Here is a 16,527-nt window from a genome sequence, read left to right on the forward strand (position 1 = left end):
GAATGTTAAAAATCCGTTTAACTCGTTTAGGTGCTAAAAAAGCTCCTTTCTATCGTATCGTTGTTGCTGACTCCCGCGCTCCACGCGAAGGCCGTCCAGTTGATACAGTAGGTCAATACGATGCTACTAAAAACCCAGCAATCGTTAATATTGACGAAGAGAAAGCATTAGAGTGGTTGGGTAAAGGTGCACAACCTACTGATACTGTTCGCTCCTTGTTCAAAAAACATGGTGTTATGCAAAAATTTGCTGACGCTAAAAAATAATTAATAGAGAGGCGTACTGTGATGCAAGAATTAATTACATTAATTGTTCAATCATTAGTTAAGCAACCTGAAGCCGTTTCTGTTACTATGGAAGTTCGCGATCAAGTGGAAGTCTATGAAATCCGTGTCGCACCTGATGACATGGGTAAAGTAATTGGAAAACAAGGTAAGATTGCGAAAGCGATTCGCGCTGTGGCTAAAGCAGCGGCTATTAAAGAGAACAAGAAGATATCCGTTGATATTGTCTAAAAGGGTGGTAACATGGAAGAAATGACATTACGCGTACCCGTGGCAATTAAGTCTAAGGTTACGGACACTTTAAAAAACAAAATCATTGCTGATTTACAACAACAAATGGATATGGTGGATCAAGATTTACAACAAATCGAATTCCAAGCAAAACGTTTGTTAAGTGAACAAGCAAAAATTGATGCACAAGGTTTAATCCAATTGCGTCAACAAATCGAGGAAGACAAGCAACAACGCGTAGCTTTCAAAGCTCAAGTAGCAGAGCGTTTGAAAGAAGCGGAAAAGCTTGAAATTGGTTCTGAAATTGCCCAAGGCCAAATGGAGCAAACGATTACTGTAAAAATCGGTGATAATTTAGACGCTCTTATGGGGTCTGAAATTTTGCTAGAAGATGGCAAAGTGGTAGCATTCCGTAAATAATGGATATGCAAGAACTGATTACTATCGGTGTGATCGTCGCTCCGCACGGTGTGCGGGGCGATGTTCGTATATTGCCGAGAACAGACTTTCCAGAACGGTTTATGAAAATGGATGTGTGCTACATCAATGGTCAACTATACCATATTACATCTGCAAAATTTCATAAACAGTTTATTTTGGCTACTTTCAAAGAGTTGCCTGATCGCACGGCTGTGGAGCGTTTAGGTAAACAAGAAATTAAAGTGCCAAGACAAGATTTGGTGGAATTGCCAGAAGATAGATATTATATCTTTGAAATCGAAGGCCTTGCTGTGGAAGATACGGAAGGTAATGATTTAGGTATTGTAAAAGAAGTGTTGCAACCTGGCGCAAATGATGTATACGTCGTAGCCAAAGAAGGTGAACCCGATCTATTGTTGCCGGCTCTAAAAACTGTGGTATTAACCATTGATATTGAAGGCGGTAAAATGATCGTAGATCCTCCAGAATGGTTGTAATAGAAAAGTCCCTTGTACTAAGTGCAATGATGCATTCAGTACAGGGGACTTTTTGTGTGCGTAACAATGGGTATATTATTCAGTTTGTTTTACAACAGTAGTAACGATATGGATAGAAGACCACATTTAGGTTATATTGGATTTTGCACATACACAGGACTAGTAGTGTAATCATAATGACTGTCACGATAGCGGGGATTGTCTACAGTGAGTCGCCATAGGCGACTTGCTAGTTGATCTTGTTCGCATAGTATTTTGGAAATCCCCGTTGCTTGTTGACAGAAAGGAGCCCATTTTTGGACGATAGGAATGGAGGCACGTTTTTCTCTTAAGTATTGGCGGCCTCGGTCATTGAAAGCTAGGAGACGACCATAGGTAGGCCCCTGCTGGTGGCACTTTTGGAATATCTCTTTAGTGCGGCGGAAAAGACTGTAGCTAGCGATGCGATCGAGACGAGAGTAGGTGTAGCGTCTTGATTTTAGACTTTCACGAGCCTGTTCCCAAGAGGAGAGGGCGCTCGCAGTGAGCCAGGCATCTTCTAGGCCATCACTCATATCATGCAAGGTTTGTAACTCTTTTTTTGTTACTACACGACTGGTAAGGTGTATCATATCGTAATAGTGGTTTAGATTGGCATAATAGTTAGCTTGCACGATGTCCCTAGCAAGAGGAGATACGATGGGGGGAAGGTATTGATGCCACTTGGAATCGCTTTCTTCTAAAAGGGAGGAGGCATAAATAGCACTTCGTAAGGCTGTGCCAGATGGTAAGGAATTTCCTAAGGTTGGATTGTGATGGGAACTAGTGCGCTCCACGGGAATGATATCTAACTCGATATGATAGCGATGTAAGGCGCGTATATATTCAATGCCTAAGATAGTATTAGGGTCAGTGTCCAATATGCGTATATGGTTTGCGTTTTTTAGTACATTATTTTCTGATGCATCTTGTTCTGTTGATGCAAGCATGGTATCAGATGTGTTTTTGCCTAAAATGTCATCGGTATTCATTGGGTTACTTACTGAATGAAACCTTTGCACGGCTTTACGTAAGGCTGTACCATAGGAGTACCCTTGCTCCAAAAAGGAGCGCAACGATTCTTGTGTACTAGGATGATCTAGAGTTTTGGCGATGGATACAAGTTCTTCTACTTGTGTATGGCTAGACCCAAAGGAGATAGCGTCACATCCCAAGGTATGTAACAATCGAACTCCACCAGCTGCAAAATATTCCGCGGAGCTAACGGAAAACATAGAAGGTAACTCGAATACAATATCGGCACCGCCCATGACAGCCCATTGGGCACGATGAAATTTAGAAAATATGGCAGGTGTTCCTCGTTGCACAAAGTCGCCACTCATTACTACGAGCAAGGTTGAGTCAGGATATTTGCGGCGAAGCTCTTGTAATTGATGGGCATGCCCCTTGTGAAAAGGATTATATTCTGCAATAATTCCTATGGTATTCATAATCTAGTACCTCCTGTATATGTATATTAGTATATCATGAGATATTACTTTCATAAATGATACCCGTAGCGCATACAATTTGTTAAGAAAATAATGATGAATATTCTTTGCGAATAGCAAGAAGGGGGAGCGTACTATACGAAATAGTTATATACAATAGACTTGCTATGCATGAAAGAGCTCATAAAAAGGGGTAGAAAAAAACGTGAAATTAATGTTATAATTGACTGTAGAAATTGTGTCTATTAGAGGTGACTATATGAAACAATATATCATAGCCCTTGGTTTAGGGATGGTGTTGTTCTTAGGTGGCTGTGGTAGTCAACAAGCCATCGATACCTATAGTTTTGGTCAGAAAGTCATCAATGTAGGTCAATCTGAAGTGATTGTAGATTCTCCGTTTGACTTTGGTCAGTTGGATAGAATTACAGCCAATGAAAAGGGACAACCTTTGACCATCTATGCAGGACTGGATAAAAATTATGGTGTCTATGTAAGTGCTACACAGGCTTCTACAGGAGCGCCATTGCCAACGCTAGAAGAGGGCGCAAAATTAGGGCAACAAGCTTTGGTTAAAGAATTAGGCCAAACGGGTGCCAATATACCATGGGACCAAGAGCAAGTACAGGTGGACGGCGTGCAGGCTGTGAAATCTACAATGCTGGCAGGTGCTAATGGACAAAAAATTAGGTTTACTCAGTATACTTTCATTAATAAAGGTGTACTGTGGAATATACGCTATTCATACAGTGATAGTTCTCCACAAGGAGAAGACATCAATCAACGTGTGAATGGGCACATTCAAGTTACTAAGAAAGAGGGATAAGACATGAACGTTTTAGTTGTAAACTGCGGTAGCTCCTCCTTGAAGTATCAATTAATTGATATGGAGCATGAAGTTGTATTGGCGAAAGGTCAATTTGAAAAAATCGGTTCCGATGATGCTATTTTCACTCATCGCCGTCCAGATGCTGACAAATTAGAACGCATCGAACCAGTGGCTGACCACAAAGTGGCGTTACAAGTCTTATTGGATATTTTAGTTGATCCAGAACATGGCGTGATTGGTTCCATGGATGAAATCGACGCTGTTGGTCATCGTGTAGTACATGGTGCTGAAAAATTTGCTGATTCTGTATTAATCACTCCAGCAGTGATGGAAGCATTGGAAGAATGCGCAAAAATCGCTCCGCTTCACAATCCTCCAAACATCCAAGGTATCGAAGCATGCCAAAAAATTATGCCAAATGTACCACAAGTTGGTGTATTTGATACAGCATTCCATCAAACAATGCCAGCAGAGGCATTCTTATATGGTCTTCCATACGAAGCATACACTGATTTAGGTGTTCGCCGTTATGGTTTCCATGGTACTTCCCACAAATATGTGGCACAACGTGTAGCTGAATTGATGGGTAAACACATGTCCGATCTTCGCATCGTATCCTGTCACTTAGGTAATGGTTCTTCCGTTACAGCTATCAAAGGTGGTCGTTCTATCGATACTTCCATGGGTTTCACTCCATTGTCCGGTTTAATCATGGGTACTCGTTGTGGAGATATCGACCCTGCTATCGTACCTTACTTGATGGAAAAATGGGATATGACATACCATGAAATCGATGCTATCATGAATAAAAAATCTGGTGTATTCGGTATTTCTGGCGTTTCCAATGACTTCCGCGTTATCGAAGAAGCTGCTGAAGAAGGCAATAAACGTGCTCAATTAGCATTGGATATGTTCCATTATAAAGTTCGTGCTACAATCGGTGCTTACGTAGCTGTTATGGGTGGTGTTGACGCTATCGTATTTACAGCAGGTATCGGTGAAAATGGTATTGGTAACCGTGACGCAATCTGTAATGGTTTAGAATACTTAGGTACTCGTATTGACCCTGAACGCAATAACGTTCGTGGTAAAGAAGCGGAAATCAGTGCAGAAGGTTCCAAAGTTAAAATCTTTGCAATCCCTACAAACGAAGAAATCATGATCGCTCGTGATACAAAACGTATTACTAGCCCATTAGTGATGAAAAACTGGTAATCTCTGATTATCTGTGAAAGAGTCTCCTCTATGAGGGGGCTCTTTTTGTTGTTGACAAATGCTTTCATCCATTGCTATCCTAGCTATAGGAGTGATGCTAATTAGGAAAGGGTGGAAGTATGTCTATACAGTATCAAGAAAAATCGAAGCATTCCAAAGCTGGAATTGCTTTAGTCAGTGTATTTATTGCACTAGCAGTACTGGCTTTAGCATATAGTGTATGGCGTTATATGGAGCTGGGTAGTGTAGCATTAGCGGAAATATTAATAGAAGGAATTATACTATTTGTACTTGTGTCGCAAGCAGTGGGAACTTACACAGTTACTTTAACAGAATCTGATCTTATAATTGATGAGGTAGGATTACTAGGAAAGAAGCGAATGGTCATTCCTTATGCTATGATGAATGGAGTGTATCGATTTAAGCAATCCATGATGCCCCCTTTAAAATTTCGTTATAAATATCGAAAGTTGTCCTCTACCGATGACCGTCCTGTATGGGCATTAGCCTACTCAGTGGTGGAAGGAAAAAAATTAAAACATGGTCGTGTGTTATTGAAAGCAGAACAAGAGTTCTTTGATGTCTTAGCACAGCATGTACCGAATTTGATACAGGTGAAAGAAGACCAAGTTGTCTTTCATGCATATCTGCGAGAAGATGCCTTTAAACATGGTGAAGATTTTGAGCGCTATGCAGCCAATGTATATGGGCAAGGTCAAGCGGAAACAGCAGAATCGAAAGAGTAAGAGCAGTTTGTACAGGTTACATAGGAAGTGTATACTAGCATGTGCTGTGACAGTTAGACCTCAATCGCTAGAAGATGTAAGACAAAGTTTGAAGAAAATAAAAGGGTTTTTTCAGTATATAGCGAATACAATATAAAGAAAGATATATGGGTACCTACTATGGTACATAGTGATACGTCACACTCTTCGGGGTGTGGCGTGTTGTCGTTTATAGGAGTAGAGGATGTACTTTCAAATGTTGGAGGAATTATGTTGGACTTACAATCGTATCAAATGCCACGAGAAAAATTTATTGCCTTAGGAGCGGAAGCGCTAGAGTTAGAAGAGCTATTAGCCATTTTATTACGAACAGGTCGAAAGGGAGCTACTGTCTTGGAAGTGGCTCATGATGTGGTAATGCGCATGGAAGGATTAGTAGGAGGTTTGAACAATGTTACCATAGATGCTTTACGAGAAATTGATGGCATCGGGCAGGACAAGGCGGTGACTATTTGTGCAGCTATTGAATTGGGCAGACGTCTAGGACAGATGAAAGTCAAACGAGATTGGGAAGATTTTAGTACTCCAGAGGCAGCGGCTAATTACATGATGGAACGTCTTCGCCATAAAACAGAAGAACATTTTTATGTCTTATTACTGACGGTGAAAAATAAATTGATCAAGCCTGTTCTAATTTCTAAAGGAGGATTAACTAGCAGTACGGCGGAGCAACGAGCTGTATTTCGACAAGCTATTGACGCCAATGCAGCGGCGATTATTTTGATGCATAATCACCCATCAGGAGATCCTACAGAGAGCAGTGATGATGTACGAGTAACAAAAATTTTTGCTAGAGCTGGGGAAGTGATGGGGATCCCTGTACTAGACCATATCATTATTGGTGATGGCATCTATGTAAGTTTATTAGAAAAAGGGATACTATAGGTGCAGATGTTGTATAAATTTGCTATAATTAAATGATTGGAACAATGAAAAGAAATCAGAGGTTATAGCGTGCGAATTATTGGAATAGATCCGGGCTATGCGATTTGTGGGTATGGTATTATCGATGTTATAGGGAGTTCTCTAAAACCAGTTACCTACGGAGTGATAACCACAGAGGCGAAAACTCCAGAAGCAAGCCGGTTAGAAATTATATTTAATGAATTAAGCGATATTTTAGAAGAATTTCGCCCTCAAAAGTTTGGTATAGAAAAATTATACTTTGCCCGCAATGTAACAACGGGTATCGGCGTAGCGCAAGCGAGAGGCGTTACGCTACTGGCGGCAAGTCAACAAGACTTACCAATTTACGAATATACACCATTACAGGTAAAACAATCTGTGGTGGGCTATGGGAAAGCCACAAAAGAGCAGGTCACGTATATGACAATGAACTTATTGGGGATTCGCGAAAAAATTAAGCCTGATGATGCGGCAGATGCCTTGGCGATTGCTATCTGTACAGCCCATAGTTCCCATACGGATACATTAAAGCAAATTTTACAGTTGTGAGGAATTTATGATTGCATATATAAAAGGGATTGTTACCCATCGATTACTGGATGCGGTGTACGTCAATGTTCATGATGTAGGGTATCGTGTGTACGTGCCTAGTTCAGTGCAAAGTCAGTTGCAAGTAGGGGAAGCAACTTGTTTGTTTACTTATACCAATGTTCGTGAAGATGCCATTCAGCTATATGGTTTTTTGACCATGGAAGATTATGAGCTATTTTTACTGCTCATTTCCGTATCGGGAGTGGGGCCTAAATTAGGTCTTGGTATTTTATCGGCTATTAGTCCAGAACATTTTGTAGGACTTATCATTAGTGGCGATACCAAAGGTCTTCAAAAATTGCCTGGTATTGGTAAAAAATCAGCAGAGCGATTGGTGCTAGAGTTAAAAGATAAAATTGAAAGCCTCGGTATTGCAGGAACTTTTACCACACAGGGCAGAATCTCACCAGTAGAACAAGTGCCTGTAGGTACTACAGAAGAAGTGTTAGAAGCCCTTATGGCATTAGGGTACAGCGCACAAGAGGTACAGCCAGTGATCCAAGATGTCTACGATGGAACACAGGAAGTACCAGTTTTATTAAAACAAGTATTAGCGGCATTGGGTAAAGGGCGATAAGAATGGATCAGGAAAATCGAATTGTAACCATGCAAGAACGGGAGGAAGACAATTGGCAATTTAGTCTTCGTCCTCGCTATTTAAAAGAATATATTGGGCAGACGCAGGCGAAAGAAAATCTTCACATTTTCATTGAAGCCGCCAAGCTACGGGGCGATACATTGGACCACGTGTTATTATATGGACCTCCTGGACTGGGTAAAACTACCTTAGCCGGCATTGTGGCTAATGAATTAGGGGTGAACTTCCGTGTTACCTCTGGACCAGCCATAGAACGAGCTGGCGATTTAGCGGCACTATTGAGTAATTTGCAACCGGGAGATGTGCTGTTTATCGATGAAATCCATCGATTATCTCGGTCTGTAGAAGAAGTGCTATATTCTGCAATGGAAGATTATGCTTTAGATATCATTATTGGTAAAGGTCCAAGTGCTAGATCTGTACGCATTGAATTGCCAAAATTCACACTGATTGGAGCTACCACACGAGCAGGATCTTTGGCAGCGCCTTTGCGTGATCGCTTTGGTGTAATCAGCCGTTTAGAATATTACAAACAAAATGAGTTAGAGTTTATTGTGAGCCGTTCTGCTGATATTTTAGATATTCATATGGATCCAGAAGGGGCCGGTGAGATCGCTCGTCGATCTAGAGGAACCCCTCGTATCGCCAACCGCTTATTGAAACGTGTCCGTGATGTGGCACAAGTATTGGGTGATGGTGTGATTACAAAAGATATTGCAGACCAGGCATTGCAACGGTTAGATATTGATAAGTTAGGATTAGATCGTATAGACCGACGAATTTTAAGGACTATCATTGAAAAATTCGATGGTGGTCCTGTAGGGGTGGATACGATTGCAGCCTCTGTGAGTGAGGAACGTGAAAGTGTGGAAGATGTGTATGAGCCGTATTTGATGCAACTTGGATTGTTGGCACGAACGAATCGTGGGCGTATCGTAACGCCGGCTGCCTATGACCACTTGGGAATCCCTAGAAAGGTGGATGCATGAAAAAGCTAGGATATCGCTATGTGGCGATAACAGTGATGACGGCTCTATTAGGGGGTACACCATTTGTAGGGATGGCTGCACCGCAGAAGGAAGTGCCGAAACGTACAACAGTGAAAGCCACTTTTGTGAAACCGAATGAAAGAAAAGCTCCAACAGTACCAAAACGAGTGATTCAGAAGCCTACGGTGAAAGCATCGAATGCTGAAAAACAGACCGTATCGGAGTCCAATATAAAAGATAAAAAAGGGGATACCAACGCAGTAGCTAATACGGTACGAGAATCAGGTACTAGTGGAGAGCCAGTGATACGAGTATTACTAGGGCATAGATCACAATCTTTTTCCATTAGTAGTGCTATGCCTATGGTTGTTCTAGATAGCCGTGGACATCAAGTGCAAACTATCAAAGAAAATCAGACTGTGACAGTTTCGAGTGGAGGCGGTTCAGTACATATAAATGGACATAGTATTGATAAGTCAATTACTATTCAAAATACACAAGGTAGATATGGATCAGAATTGCAAACATTGGGGAAAACCTATCGTGGTGGTGTGACAGTACACGCTAATGCATCAGGGTCTATGAGTGTTATCAATGTACTGGGGTTAGAACAATATGTACAAGGTGTAGTGCCGGAAGAAGTAGTACCTAGTTGGCCTACGCCGGCCCTAGAAGCACAAGCAGTGGCAGCTAGAACCTATGCATTACACTCCATGAAGAGCAAACAAAATAGTATATATGATATTGGAACTACCACAGCTGACCAAGTATATGGAGGTAAAAGTAGCGAATTTTCCAGTACTAATGCAGCAGTAAAGCGCACGCATGGTGTGGTTCTTACTTATCAAGGACAACCCATTAATGCCCTCTTTCATTCAGATGGCGGTGGCTATACAGAGGATAGTGTAAACCTGTGGGGCAATGATTTACCATATCTAAAGGGTGTAGTAGATTTTTCTAATCATGAAGGGACCACGGTGTGGAATGTTATCACTAGCCGTCAAAGTATAGAACAGAAATTGGCTGGCGCCAGCAAATCTGTAGGATACTTACAGAAGATTGAACTATCTCCATTGGCAGATCGACCTATGAAAGTACAAGATCGTGGGGTATCAGGGCGTGTAAAAACGATGAAATTTATCGGTGAAAAGGGTTCTGTATCGCTCACAGGAGAACAGGTACAAGGAATATTTGGATTGAAGTCCACCTTATTTGATTTTTATGTAGGACAAACCCCGCCGAGTCGAATTCAGGGTTCTTCCGTAAAAGCTAACCATACCTTTAGTAAAGCCAATCAGACTGTGACAATTCATGGATATGGTTGGGGACATGGTTTGGGACTTTCACAGTGGGGAGCGGCAGAAATGGCGAGTCGAAAAGAGGCGAGCCAGCCTGATTATTATAAAGTGATTTTACAACATTATTACCAAGGTACGGCACTTACGAAACTGTACAATTAATAAGAGGAATAGTATGAAAGTATCTGATTTTAATTATGACTTGCCTGAGGAACTCATTGCGCAACATCCTGTAGAACCAAGGGACACATCGCGATTGATGACCTTAGATAAGATGAGCGGAGCAATATGCCATAAAGCATCCTTTCATTCCATACTAGATGAATTATGTGAAGGGGATGTGTTAATTTTTAATAATACAAAGGTCATCCCTGCTCGTTTGTATGGAGAGAGAAAAGGAACTGGTGGCAAGGTAGAAGTGCTACTGTTAACCCCTAAAGGAGAACATCTTTGGGAGTGCCTTGTCAAACCGGGCAAGAAGTGCTTAAAAGGGCAGGAGTTAGTATTTGGTCCTAATTTAGAAGCGGAGGTCATAGACCATACAGACTTTGGTGGTCGATTAATTCAATTTAAGCCAAACGGCAACTTTGATGAGATTATCAATGACATTGGGGAAATGCCATTGCCTCCGTATATTCATGAAAAACTAGAAGATAAAGATAGATATCAGACAGTATATGCCAAAGAAAAAGGGTCGGCAGCAGCCCCTACAGCAGGATTGCATTTCACTCCAGAGTTATTAGATGAAATTCAGCGCAAAGGGGTACAAATTGGATTTGTTACATTACATGTAGGGCTAGGCACATTCCGTCCTGTGTCGGCAGAATCCATTGAAGACCATGATATGCATAAAGAGTTTTATCACGTGTCGGAAGATACTGCAAAACTGGTGAATCGTGCTAAAGCAGAGGGACGAAGAGTGATTGCCGTAGGAACTACATCGGTGCGCACCTTAGAATCAGCAGCGACTGAGGTAGGTCATGTGAAGAGTGGATCTGATTGGACTCAAATCTTTATTTATCCTGGGTATACCTATAAAATGGTAGATGCATTGATTACTAATTTTCATTTGCCTCAGTCTACCTTGCTCATGCTGATTAGTGCCCTAGCTAGTAGAGAACATTGTTTGGCGGCTTATGAAGAGGCGGTCCGTGAAAAGTATAGATTTTTCAGCTTTGGTGACGCAATGTTCATTCGATAAATTGAAAGTTGTGTTATAATACAAAAGTAATAAAGGAGTGTATATATGGCAATTAGATATGAATTGCAAAAACAATGCCCCCACACAGGTGCGCGGGCAGGGTTATTGCATACTCCACATGGGACCTATGAAACACCGATGTTTATGCCTGTTGGGACACAGGCGACGGTAAAAACATTAGCCCCAGAGGAGCTAAAAGCGATGGGGTCTCAAGTAATTTTGAGTAATACCTATCATTTATTCTTGCGTCCAGGTGCTGATTTAGTGGAAGAAGCAGGTGGCTTACATAAATTTATGAACTGGGATCAAGCTATTTTAACAGATAGTGGTGGATTCCAAGTGTTCAGTTTAGGTAAGTTACGCAAGATTTCTGAAGAAGGGGTTAACTTTAGATCTCATTTAGATGGGTCTAAAAAGTTTCTGTCTCCTGAAGTGGCAACGAAAGTGCAGGAACAATTAGGATCTGATATTATGATGGCATTCGATGAGTGTATTCCATATCCTGCAGATCATAGATATGCAGATGCATCCACAGCACGGACCACACGTTGGGCGGAACGTTGCCAAGAGGCACGTCGTTCCAAGAATCAAGGTATGTTTGGTATCGTCCAAGGTGGTATGTATAAAGATCTTCGTGAAAGAAGCGCCAAAGAGTTAGTGGCAATGGACTTTGAAGGGTATAGCATCGGTGGCCTTTCTGTAGGGGAACCACATGAGTTGATGTATGAAGTGCTAGAATATACAACACCATTGTTGCCTACCAATAAAGCTCGTTATTTGATGGGTGTTGGTACTGCTGACTGTTTAGTGGAAGGGGTAGCTCGTGGTGTTGATATGTTTGACTGCGTATATCCAACACGTGTGGCACGAAATGGTATGGCCATGACATGGAAAGGCCGGTTGAATTTACGTAATGCGTCTTTCATGCGTGACTGGGGTCCTATTGAAGAAGGTTGTGGCTGTTATGCATGCCAAAATTATTCAAGAGCTTATATTCGACATCTATACAAGGCAGAAGAAATTTTAGCTTTCCGATTGGTGTCGTATCATAATTTATATTTCTTACTAGAATTTATGCGTCAAATGCGTAAAGCCATCTTAGAAGATCGTTTTGTAGCATTCCGCGAAGAGTTCTGGCAATATTTTACTAAATAGGAGGACTTATGGATTTCTTAGAATTTTTCCAAGGACAAACAGGGCAAGCGGTTTTACCATTATTGATTATGGTCGTGATTTTTTACTTCTTGCTATATCGTCCGCAAAAGAAACAACAAAAACAGCGTCAAGTCTTATTGAACAGCTTGAAAAAAGGTCAAAAAGTACTGACTGTTGGCGGTATTTACGGTGAAATTATTTCCTTAACAGAAGATACATTAGTGCTACAAGTATCTGAAAAAGTAGAAATGAAATTCGCTCGTACAGCGATTGCTCAAGTTCTTGGAAAGGAACAAAAGTAATGGATAAAATGGCATTGCGCAAAACGTTTTTAGAACACCGTCGCAATGTACAAGTCCAAGAGGTTTCTGCTTGGTCTCAACAATTAGCTAATCGGCTTTGGTCTATTCCTATAGTGGCTGATGCGGAGTATATTATGGCGTACTTGGCTATGCCAAGAGAAGCCAATATAGATGCGTTTATTACGGAAGCCTTGCGCAGGGGTAAATATGTATACGTGCCTGTGTGTATGACCAAGACAGATATGATAGGAGTTCGCATAAGGAGTTTAGAAGACCTTGCGAGAGGAACATTGGGAATACGGATTCCTAAAGAACCGTATGCGATTGTAGAACCTCAAACATTGGATTGTATTCTCGTTCCCGGTCTTGCCTTTGATCGAAGAGGTGGCCGTATGGGAATGGGTGCTGGATATTATGACCGATATTTACAACAGATTGCTCTAGAAAAACGAATCGGTATAGCCTGGGATAACCAACTTTCAGAAGAAATGTTGCCTATGGCACCTCATGATGAGTGGATGCACACAATTGTGACGCCATCAGAGAGTATCCATTGTTATAAAGAATAGGAGGGAATCCATTGAACACAAAAGCAGCTTTACGCTTTTTCGGCGTAGTGGCAGTGATTTTAGGCCTGTTTATTTGGCTCATTGGACCACTTGCTAACTCTATTAAACAAGGGTTAGATTTGCAAGGTGGTACCCATATTGTATTAGAAGCGCAAGATTCTGGTCCAAATGTGGTCACAGATGATGCTGTGGAACGGGTTATTCAAATTTTAGGCCGTCGTATTAATGAAATGGGCTTAACAGAGCCTATCATTCAACGAGAAGGTAAAAAACGTATCATTATCGAATTACCTGGTGAAAAAGATCCACAAAAAGCCATCGAAACAGTTGGTAAAACAGCGGTTCTTGAGTTCCGTGATGAAAATGGCAAAGTCCATTTAGATGGTAATGATTTAAAAGATGCGAAAGAACAATTAGAAGGTAAACAAGCATCTGTTAACATCCAATTAACAGATGAAGGGGCGAAAAAATTCGGCGCTTTAACAACAGCTAATATCGGTCGTCATATTGGTATTTACTTGGATGGTGAGCAGTTGACAAATCCAGTGGTAAATGAACCAATTACTGGTGGTAGTGCTCGTATTACTGGTAGCCGTGACTTAGAAGAAGCCAAAAGCTTAGCTATTTTGCTGCGTTCTGGTGCTTTGCCTGTTAAAGTAGAAGTTATGGAAGTGCGTACAGTTGGTCCTACCTTGGGTCAAGATTCTAAAGATAAATCTGTCGTAGCTTTTGGTGTTGGGATTGCCTTAATCATTGCATTTATGCTTGTGTTATACAGATTATCTGGATTTGTAGCAACTATTGCTTTGTTGGTGTTTGTGTTAATTTTGGTAGCGATCCTAGGACCGCATGCCTTGAATGCGACCATGACCCTGCCAGGTGTAGCTGGTATTATTCTTAGTATGGGGGTTGCCGTAGATGCGAATATCCTGATCTTTGAACGATTCAAAGAAGAAGTGGTGGAAGGTAAAACATTGCGCATGTCCATGGAATCTGGTTTCCGTCGTGCTTTCGATACAATCTTTGATGCAAATACGTCTGTTATGATTACAGCGGTTATCCTTATTGTTCTAGGCAGTGGTCCTGTAAAAGGTTTCGCTATCAACTTGGCATTAGGGGTTATTGTATCTATGTTTACAGCTGTATCCATGAGCCGTACTTTAATGCATATGCTTATTGCAGCGCAAATTACGAACCGTCCATTCTGGTATGGTTCTAATGTATCTCCATCTGTTACCATTGAAGCATTTAAGAAAGGAGATAAGAAAAAATGACATTTGATGTAATAAAACGTCATCGTTGGTGGTTTAGTATCTCCTCCATTGCGGTTATTCTAAGTATTATTTCCATGTTTATGTATGGATTTAACTTTGGTATCGACTTTACAGGTGGTACCATTGTAGAAGTGGAATTTAGTAAACCAGTGCAGGTATCTGCTGTGCGGGAAAATTTGAAAGCCTTTGAATTAGAAAATGCAGTGATCCAATTATCTGGTGCGGATGCTACTGAGTCAGAAGGTAAAACCGTAATGATTCGTACTCGTAACCTTGAAGCTAGTGAAAGTCAAGCTGTGGTAGCAGCATTGAATAAAAATTTAGCGGAAGGTACTGTGAAGCGTATTGAATCGGTGGGTGCCGTTATTGGTTCTGAAGTCACAGAACATGCCTTAACTAATTTGCTCATTGCTTTCGTGGCATTAGCGTTATATATTACGTATCGATTTGAGTATCGAGTAGCCTTGTCTTGTTTGTCAGCAATCTTCCATGACCTTATCATGGTATTGGGGATATTCTCTTTCTTCCATTTAGAAATTGATTCGTCCTTCTTGGCGGCGATTTTGACAGTTATCGGTTACTCCATGAACGAATCTGTCGTTATCTTTGACCGTATTCGTGAAAATACACATACCCATAAGCGTACAGATACATTTGCAGATCTTGCGAATGCAAGTATTCATCAAAGTATCCATCGTTCTTGTTATACATTATCTACAGTATTGTTTGCATGTTGCTCCTTATACTTCTTTGGTGGGGATACAACAAAGAACTTTGCTCTATGTATGATCGTTGGTTTCGTAAGTGGTGCATATTCCTCCATTTGCGTGGCTACATCTTTATGGGCGATTTGGAAGTCGAAAAATAAAAAAGACGCACGAAACGTACGCGCCTAAAACGTCACTTGTGATGCTATTCTGTCTTGTGGCGGTTATTAACTGAATATGATGAAGGGAAGAGCACGACATACCCTCTCTCAAACGGTATTTCATAATGTATCGTCACTTGCGATGCTATTCAACCTTGTGGCTTTATATCGAAAATAGGTGAATGGCAGACCGCAATACACCTCCTCAGAAACGGTATTTCATAATGTTTCTTCGGAGGTATATTGCGGTCTTTTATATTTGTGTAATAAGCGTAATAATGCCACAAGTTGTTCTACGCGTAACTGCGTTCCTCAGAGGAGGTTGTAAGCGGTTGTTCGGAGCACACCATGCTCTTCTTGTATTTGTGGAATTTAGGTAGTAAAGAATGCTACAGGGCTGCTACGCGTAATTGTGTTCCTCGAGTAAAAGTTTGTGAGTGTATGCTCGGGGGACGTCGTGGTCTTCTTGTATATGTGTAATCTAGATAGTAAGAAATGCCACAAGGCTACTAGACATAACTGTGTTCCTCAGAGGAAAAGTGTGAGCGTTTGATCAAAGTGCATCATGCCCCTTTTGTATTTGTATAACTTAGAGAGTAAAAAACGTCATAAAGCGTTATACATATAACTACGTTCCTACGGTAAAAGTTTGCAGGTGATTGTTCGGAGTACGCTAAGCTATTCTTATGTTTGTGTAAGTTGGTTAGTAAAAGAACGCTGGAGTTACTGCGTAATGGTTGTATAATTATAAAACAAAATTCTATAGTGAATACATGAAAATTTTATGTGAAAGAGGGGTTGTAATTTATTTGAAAATGTCATATAATACATTCAGTGCTTGAGTCACAAGCACTTTTAATTTTCTCAAAAGTTATTAACTAATGAAAATTAAAAAATGATTAAAATAACTGTTGACATGATGATGTGAATCTGTTATTATAATCTAGTCGCCACAACACAGTGTTGTGGATGACAAAGTTGATCTTTGAAAACTGAACAATGTAAGGTAATTACTTCGAAAGAAGTAAACATAAGCCAGAGTGCGG

The 16,527-nt window shown here is 40.9% G+C and carries 19 protein-coding genes; 18 read left to right on the plus strand and 1 reads right to left on the minus strand.

Going from position 1 to position 16,527, the window contains the following annotated elements; genetic code table 11:
- Positions 1 to 2: 2 nt before the first annotated feature.
- The 4 genes from rpsP to rimM are packed head-to-tail and all read left to right on the plus strand — an operon-like array spanning position 3 to position 1,432.
- Positions 3 to 266: a 30S ribosomal protein S16 gene (gene rpsP / locus EO127_RS04930; protein WP_009353289.1), complete on the plus strand. Its 264-nt coding sequence runs from the start codon at positions 3 to 5 to the stop codon at positions 264 to 266.
- Between the two features lie 21 nt (positions 267 to 287).
- Complete coding sequence (locus EO127_RS04935) at positions 288 to 515, plus strand: KH domain-containing protein (RefSeq protein ID WP_009353402.1); 228 nt, start codon at positions 288 to 290, stop codon at positions 513 to 515.
- Between the two features lie 12 nt (positions 516 to 527).
- Positions 528 to 935 (plus strand): YlqD family protein, encoded by a 408-nt coding sequence (locus EO127_RS04940; protein WP_127448243.1) that lies wholly within the window; start codon positions 528 to 530, stop codon positions 933 to 935.
- Complete coding sequence (rimM, locus tag EO127_RS04945) at positions 935 to 1,432, plus strand: ribosome maturation factor RimM (RefSeq protein ID WP_127448244.1); 498 nt, start codon at positions 935 to 937, stop codon at positions 1,430 to 1,432. Before EO127_RS04940 ends, rimM begins: the two co-directional genes overlap by 1 nt.
- A gap of 131 nt (positions 1,433 to 1,563) precedes the next feature.
- Here rimM and EO127_RS04950 read toward each other — a convergent pair whose 3' ends face one another.
- On the minus strand, positions 1,564 to 2,901 hold the full coding sequence (locus EO127_RS04950) for a nucleotidyltransferase family protein (protein WP_127448245.1): 1,338 nt from the start codon (positions 2,899 to 2,901) through the stop codon (positions 1,564 to 1,566).
- 259 nt (positions 2,902 to 3,160) lie between these two features.
- Here EO127_RS04950 and EO127_RS04955 point away from each other — a divergent pair, with 259 nt between their 5' ends.
- The 14 genes from EO127_RS04955 to secF all read left to right on the plus strand — a co-directional run bounded on the left by EO127_RS04955 (position 3,161) and on the right by secF (position 15,509).
- Entirely contained in the window at positions 3,161 to 3,727 is a 567-nt protein-coding gene (locus tag EO127_RS04955) for a hypothetical protein (protein ID WP_127448246.1), read from the plus strand.
- Between the two features lie 3 nt (positions 3,728 to 3,730).
- Positions 3,731 to 4,945 carry an acetate/propionate family kinase gene (locus EO127_RS04960; protein ID WP_127068212.1) on the plus strand — a complete coding sequence of 405 codons (1,215 nt, stop codon included), beginning with the start codon at positions 3,731 to 3,733 and terminating at the stop codon, positions 4,943 to 4,945.
- Positions 4,946 to 5,064: 119 nt separating this feature from the next.
- Positions 5,065 to 5,691: a hypothetical protein gene (locus EO127_RS04965; protein WP_127448247.1), complete on the plus strand. Its 627-nt coding sequence runs from the start codon at positions 5,065 to 5,067 to the stop codon at positions 5,689 to 5,691.
- 249 nt (positions 5,692 to 5,940) lie between these two features.
- A complete protein-coding gene (radC, locus tag EO127_RS04970; RefSeq protein ID WP_127448248.1) occupies positions 5,941 to 6,615 on the plus strand; it encodes a DNA repair protein RadC in 675 nt (224 codons plus the stop codon).
- Between the two features lie 69 nt (positions 6,616 to 6,684).
- On the plus strand, positions 6,685 to 7,185 hold the full coding sequence (gene ruvC / locus EO127_RS04975; RefSeq protein WP_009353415.1) for a crossover junction endodeoxyribonuclease RuvC: 501 nt from the start codon (positions 6,685 to 6,687) through the stop codon (positions 7,183 to 7,185).
- 7 nt (positions 7,186 to 7,192) lie between these two features.
- The gene (gene ruvA / locus EO127_RS04980; protein ID WP_127448249.1) at positions 7,193 to 7,804 is read left to right on the plus strand and encodes a Holliday junction branch migration protein RuvA; all 612 of its coding nucleotides are present in this window, start codon (positions 7,193 to 7,195) and stop codon (positions 7,802 to 7,804) included.
- Positions 7,805 to 7,806: 2 nt separating this feature from the next.
- Positions 7,807 to 8,814: a Holliday junction branch migration DNA helicase RuvB gene (gene ruvB / locus EO127_RS04985; RefSeq protein ID WP_127448250.1), complete on the plus strand. Its 1,008-nt coding sequence runs from the start codon at positions 7,807 to 7,809 to the stop codon at positions 8,812 to 8,814.
- Complete coding sequence (locus EO127_RS04990; RefSeq protein ID WP_240646009.1) at positions 8,811 to 10,274, plus strand: SpoIID/LytB domain-containing protein; 1,464 nt, start codon at positions 8,811 to 8,813, stop codon at positions 10,272 to 10,274. The genes ruvB and EO127_RS04990 overlap by 4 nt, the downstream gene beginning before the upstream one ends.
- Before the next feature lie 13 nt (positions 10,275 to 10,287).
- Positions 10,288 to 11,313 (plus strand): tRNA preQ1(34) S-adenosylmethionine ribosyltransferase-isomerase QueA, encoded by a 1,026-nt coding sequence (gene queA, locus EO127_RS04995; protein WP_127448251.1) that lies wholly within the window; start codon positions 10,288 to 10,290, stop codon positions 11,311 to 11,313.
- 45 nt (positions 11,314 to 11,358) lie between these two features.
- Positions 11,359 to 12,468 (plus strand): tRNA guanosine(34) transglycosylase Tgt, encoded by a 1,110-nt coding sequence (tgt, locus tag EO127_RS05000; protein ID WP_127448252.1) that lies wholly within the window; start codon positions 11,359 to 11,361, stop codon positions 12,466 to 12,468.
- Positions 12,469 to 12,476: 8 nt separating this feature from the next.
- Positions 12,477 to 12,770 carry a preprotein translocase subunit YajC gene (yajC, locus tag EO127_RS05005; RefSeq protein ID WP_127448253.1) on the plus strand — a complete coding sequence of 98 codons (294 nt, stop codon included), beginning with the start codon at positions 12,477 to 12,479 and terminating at the stop codon, positions 12,768 to 12,770.
- Positions 12,770 to 13,339 carry a 5-formyltetrahydrofolate cyclo-ligase gene (locus EO127_RS05010; RefSeq protein WP_127448254.1) on the plus strand — a complete coding sequence of 190 codons (570 nt, stop codon included), beginning with the start codon at positions 12,770 to 12,772 and terminating at the stop codon, positions 13,337 to 13,339. Before yajC ends, EO127_RS05010 begins: the two co-directional genes overlap by 1 nt.
- A gap of 11 nt (positions 13,340 to 13,350) precedes the next feature.
- Positions 13,351 to 14,613, plus strand: coding sequence for a protein translocase subunit SecD (gene secD / locus EO127_RS05015; protein ID WP_127068220.1), 1,263 nt, complete (start codon positions 13,351 to 13,353; stop codon positions 14,611 to 14,613).
- Entirely contained in the window at positions 14,610 to 15,509 is a 900-nt protein-coding gene (gene secF, locus EO127_RS05020) for a protein translocase subunit SecF (RefSeq protein ID WP_127068221.1), read from the plus strand. The genes secD and secF overlap by 4 nt, the downstream gene beginning before the upstream one ends.
- Positions 15,510 to 16,527 lie beyond the last annotated feature (1,018 nt).

Source organism: Veillonella sp. 3310 (assembly GCF_003999875.1).
Taxonomy (GTDB): Bacteria; Bacillota; Negativicutes; order Veillonellales; family Veillonellaceae; genus F0422.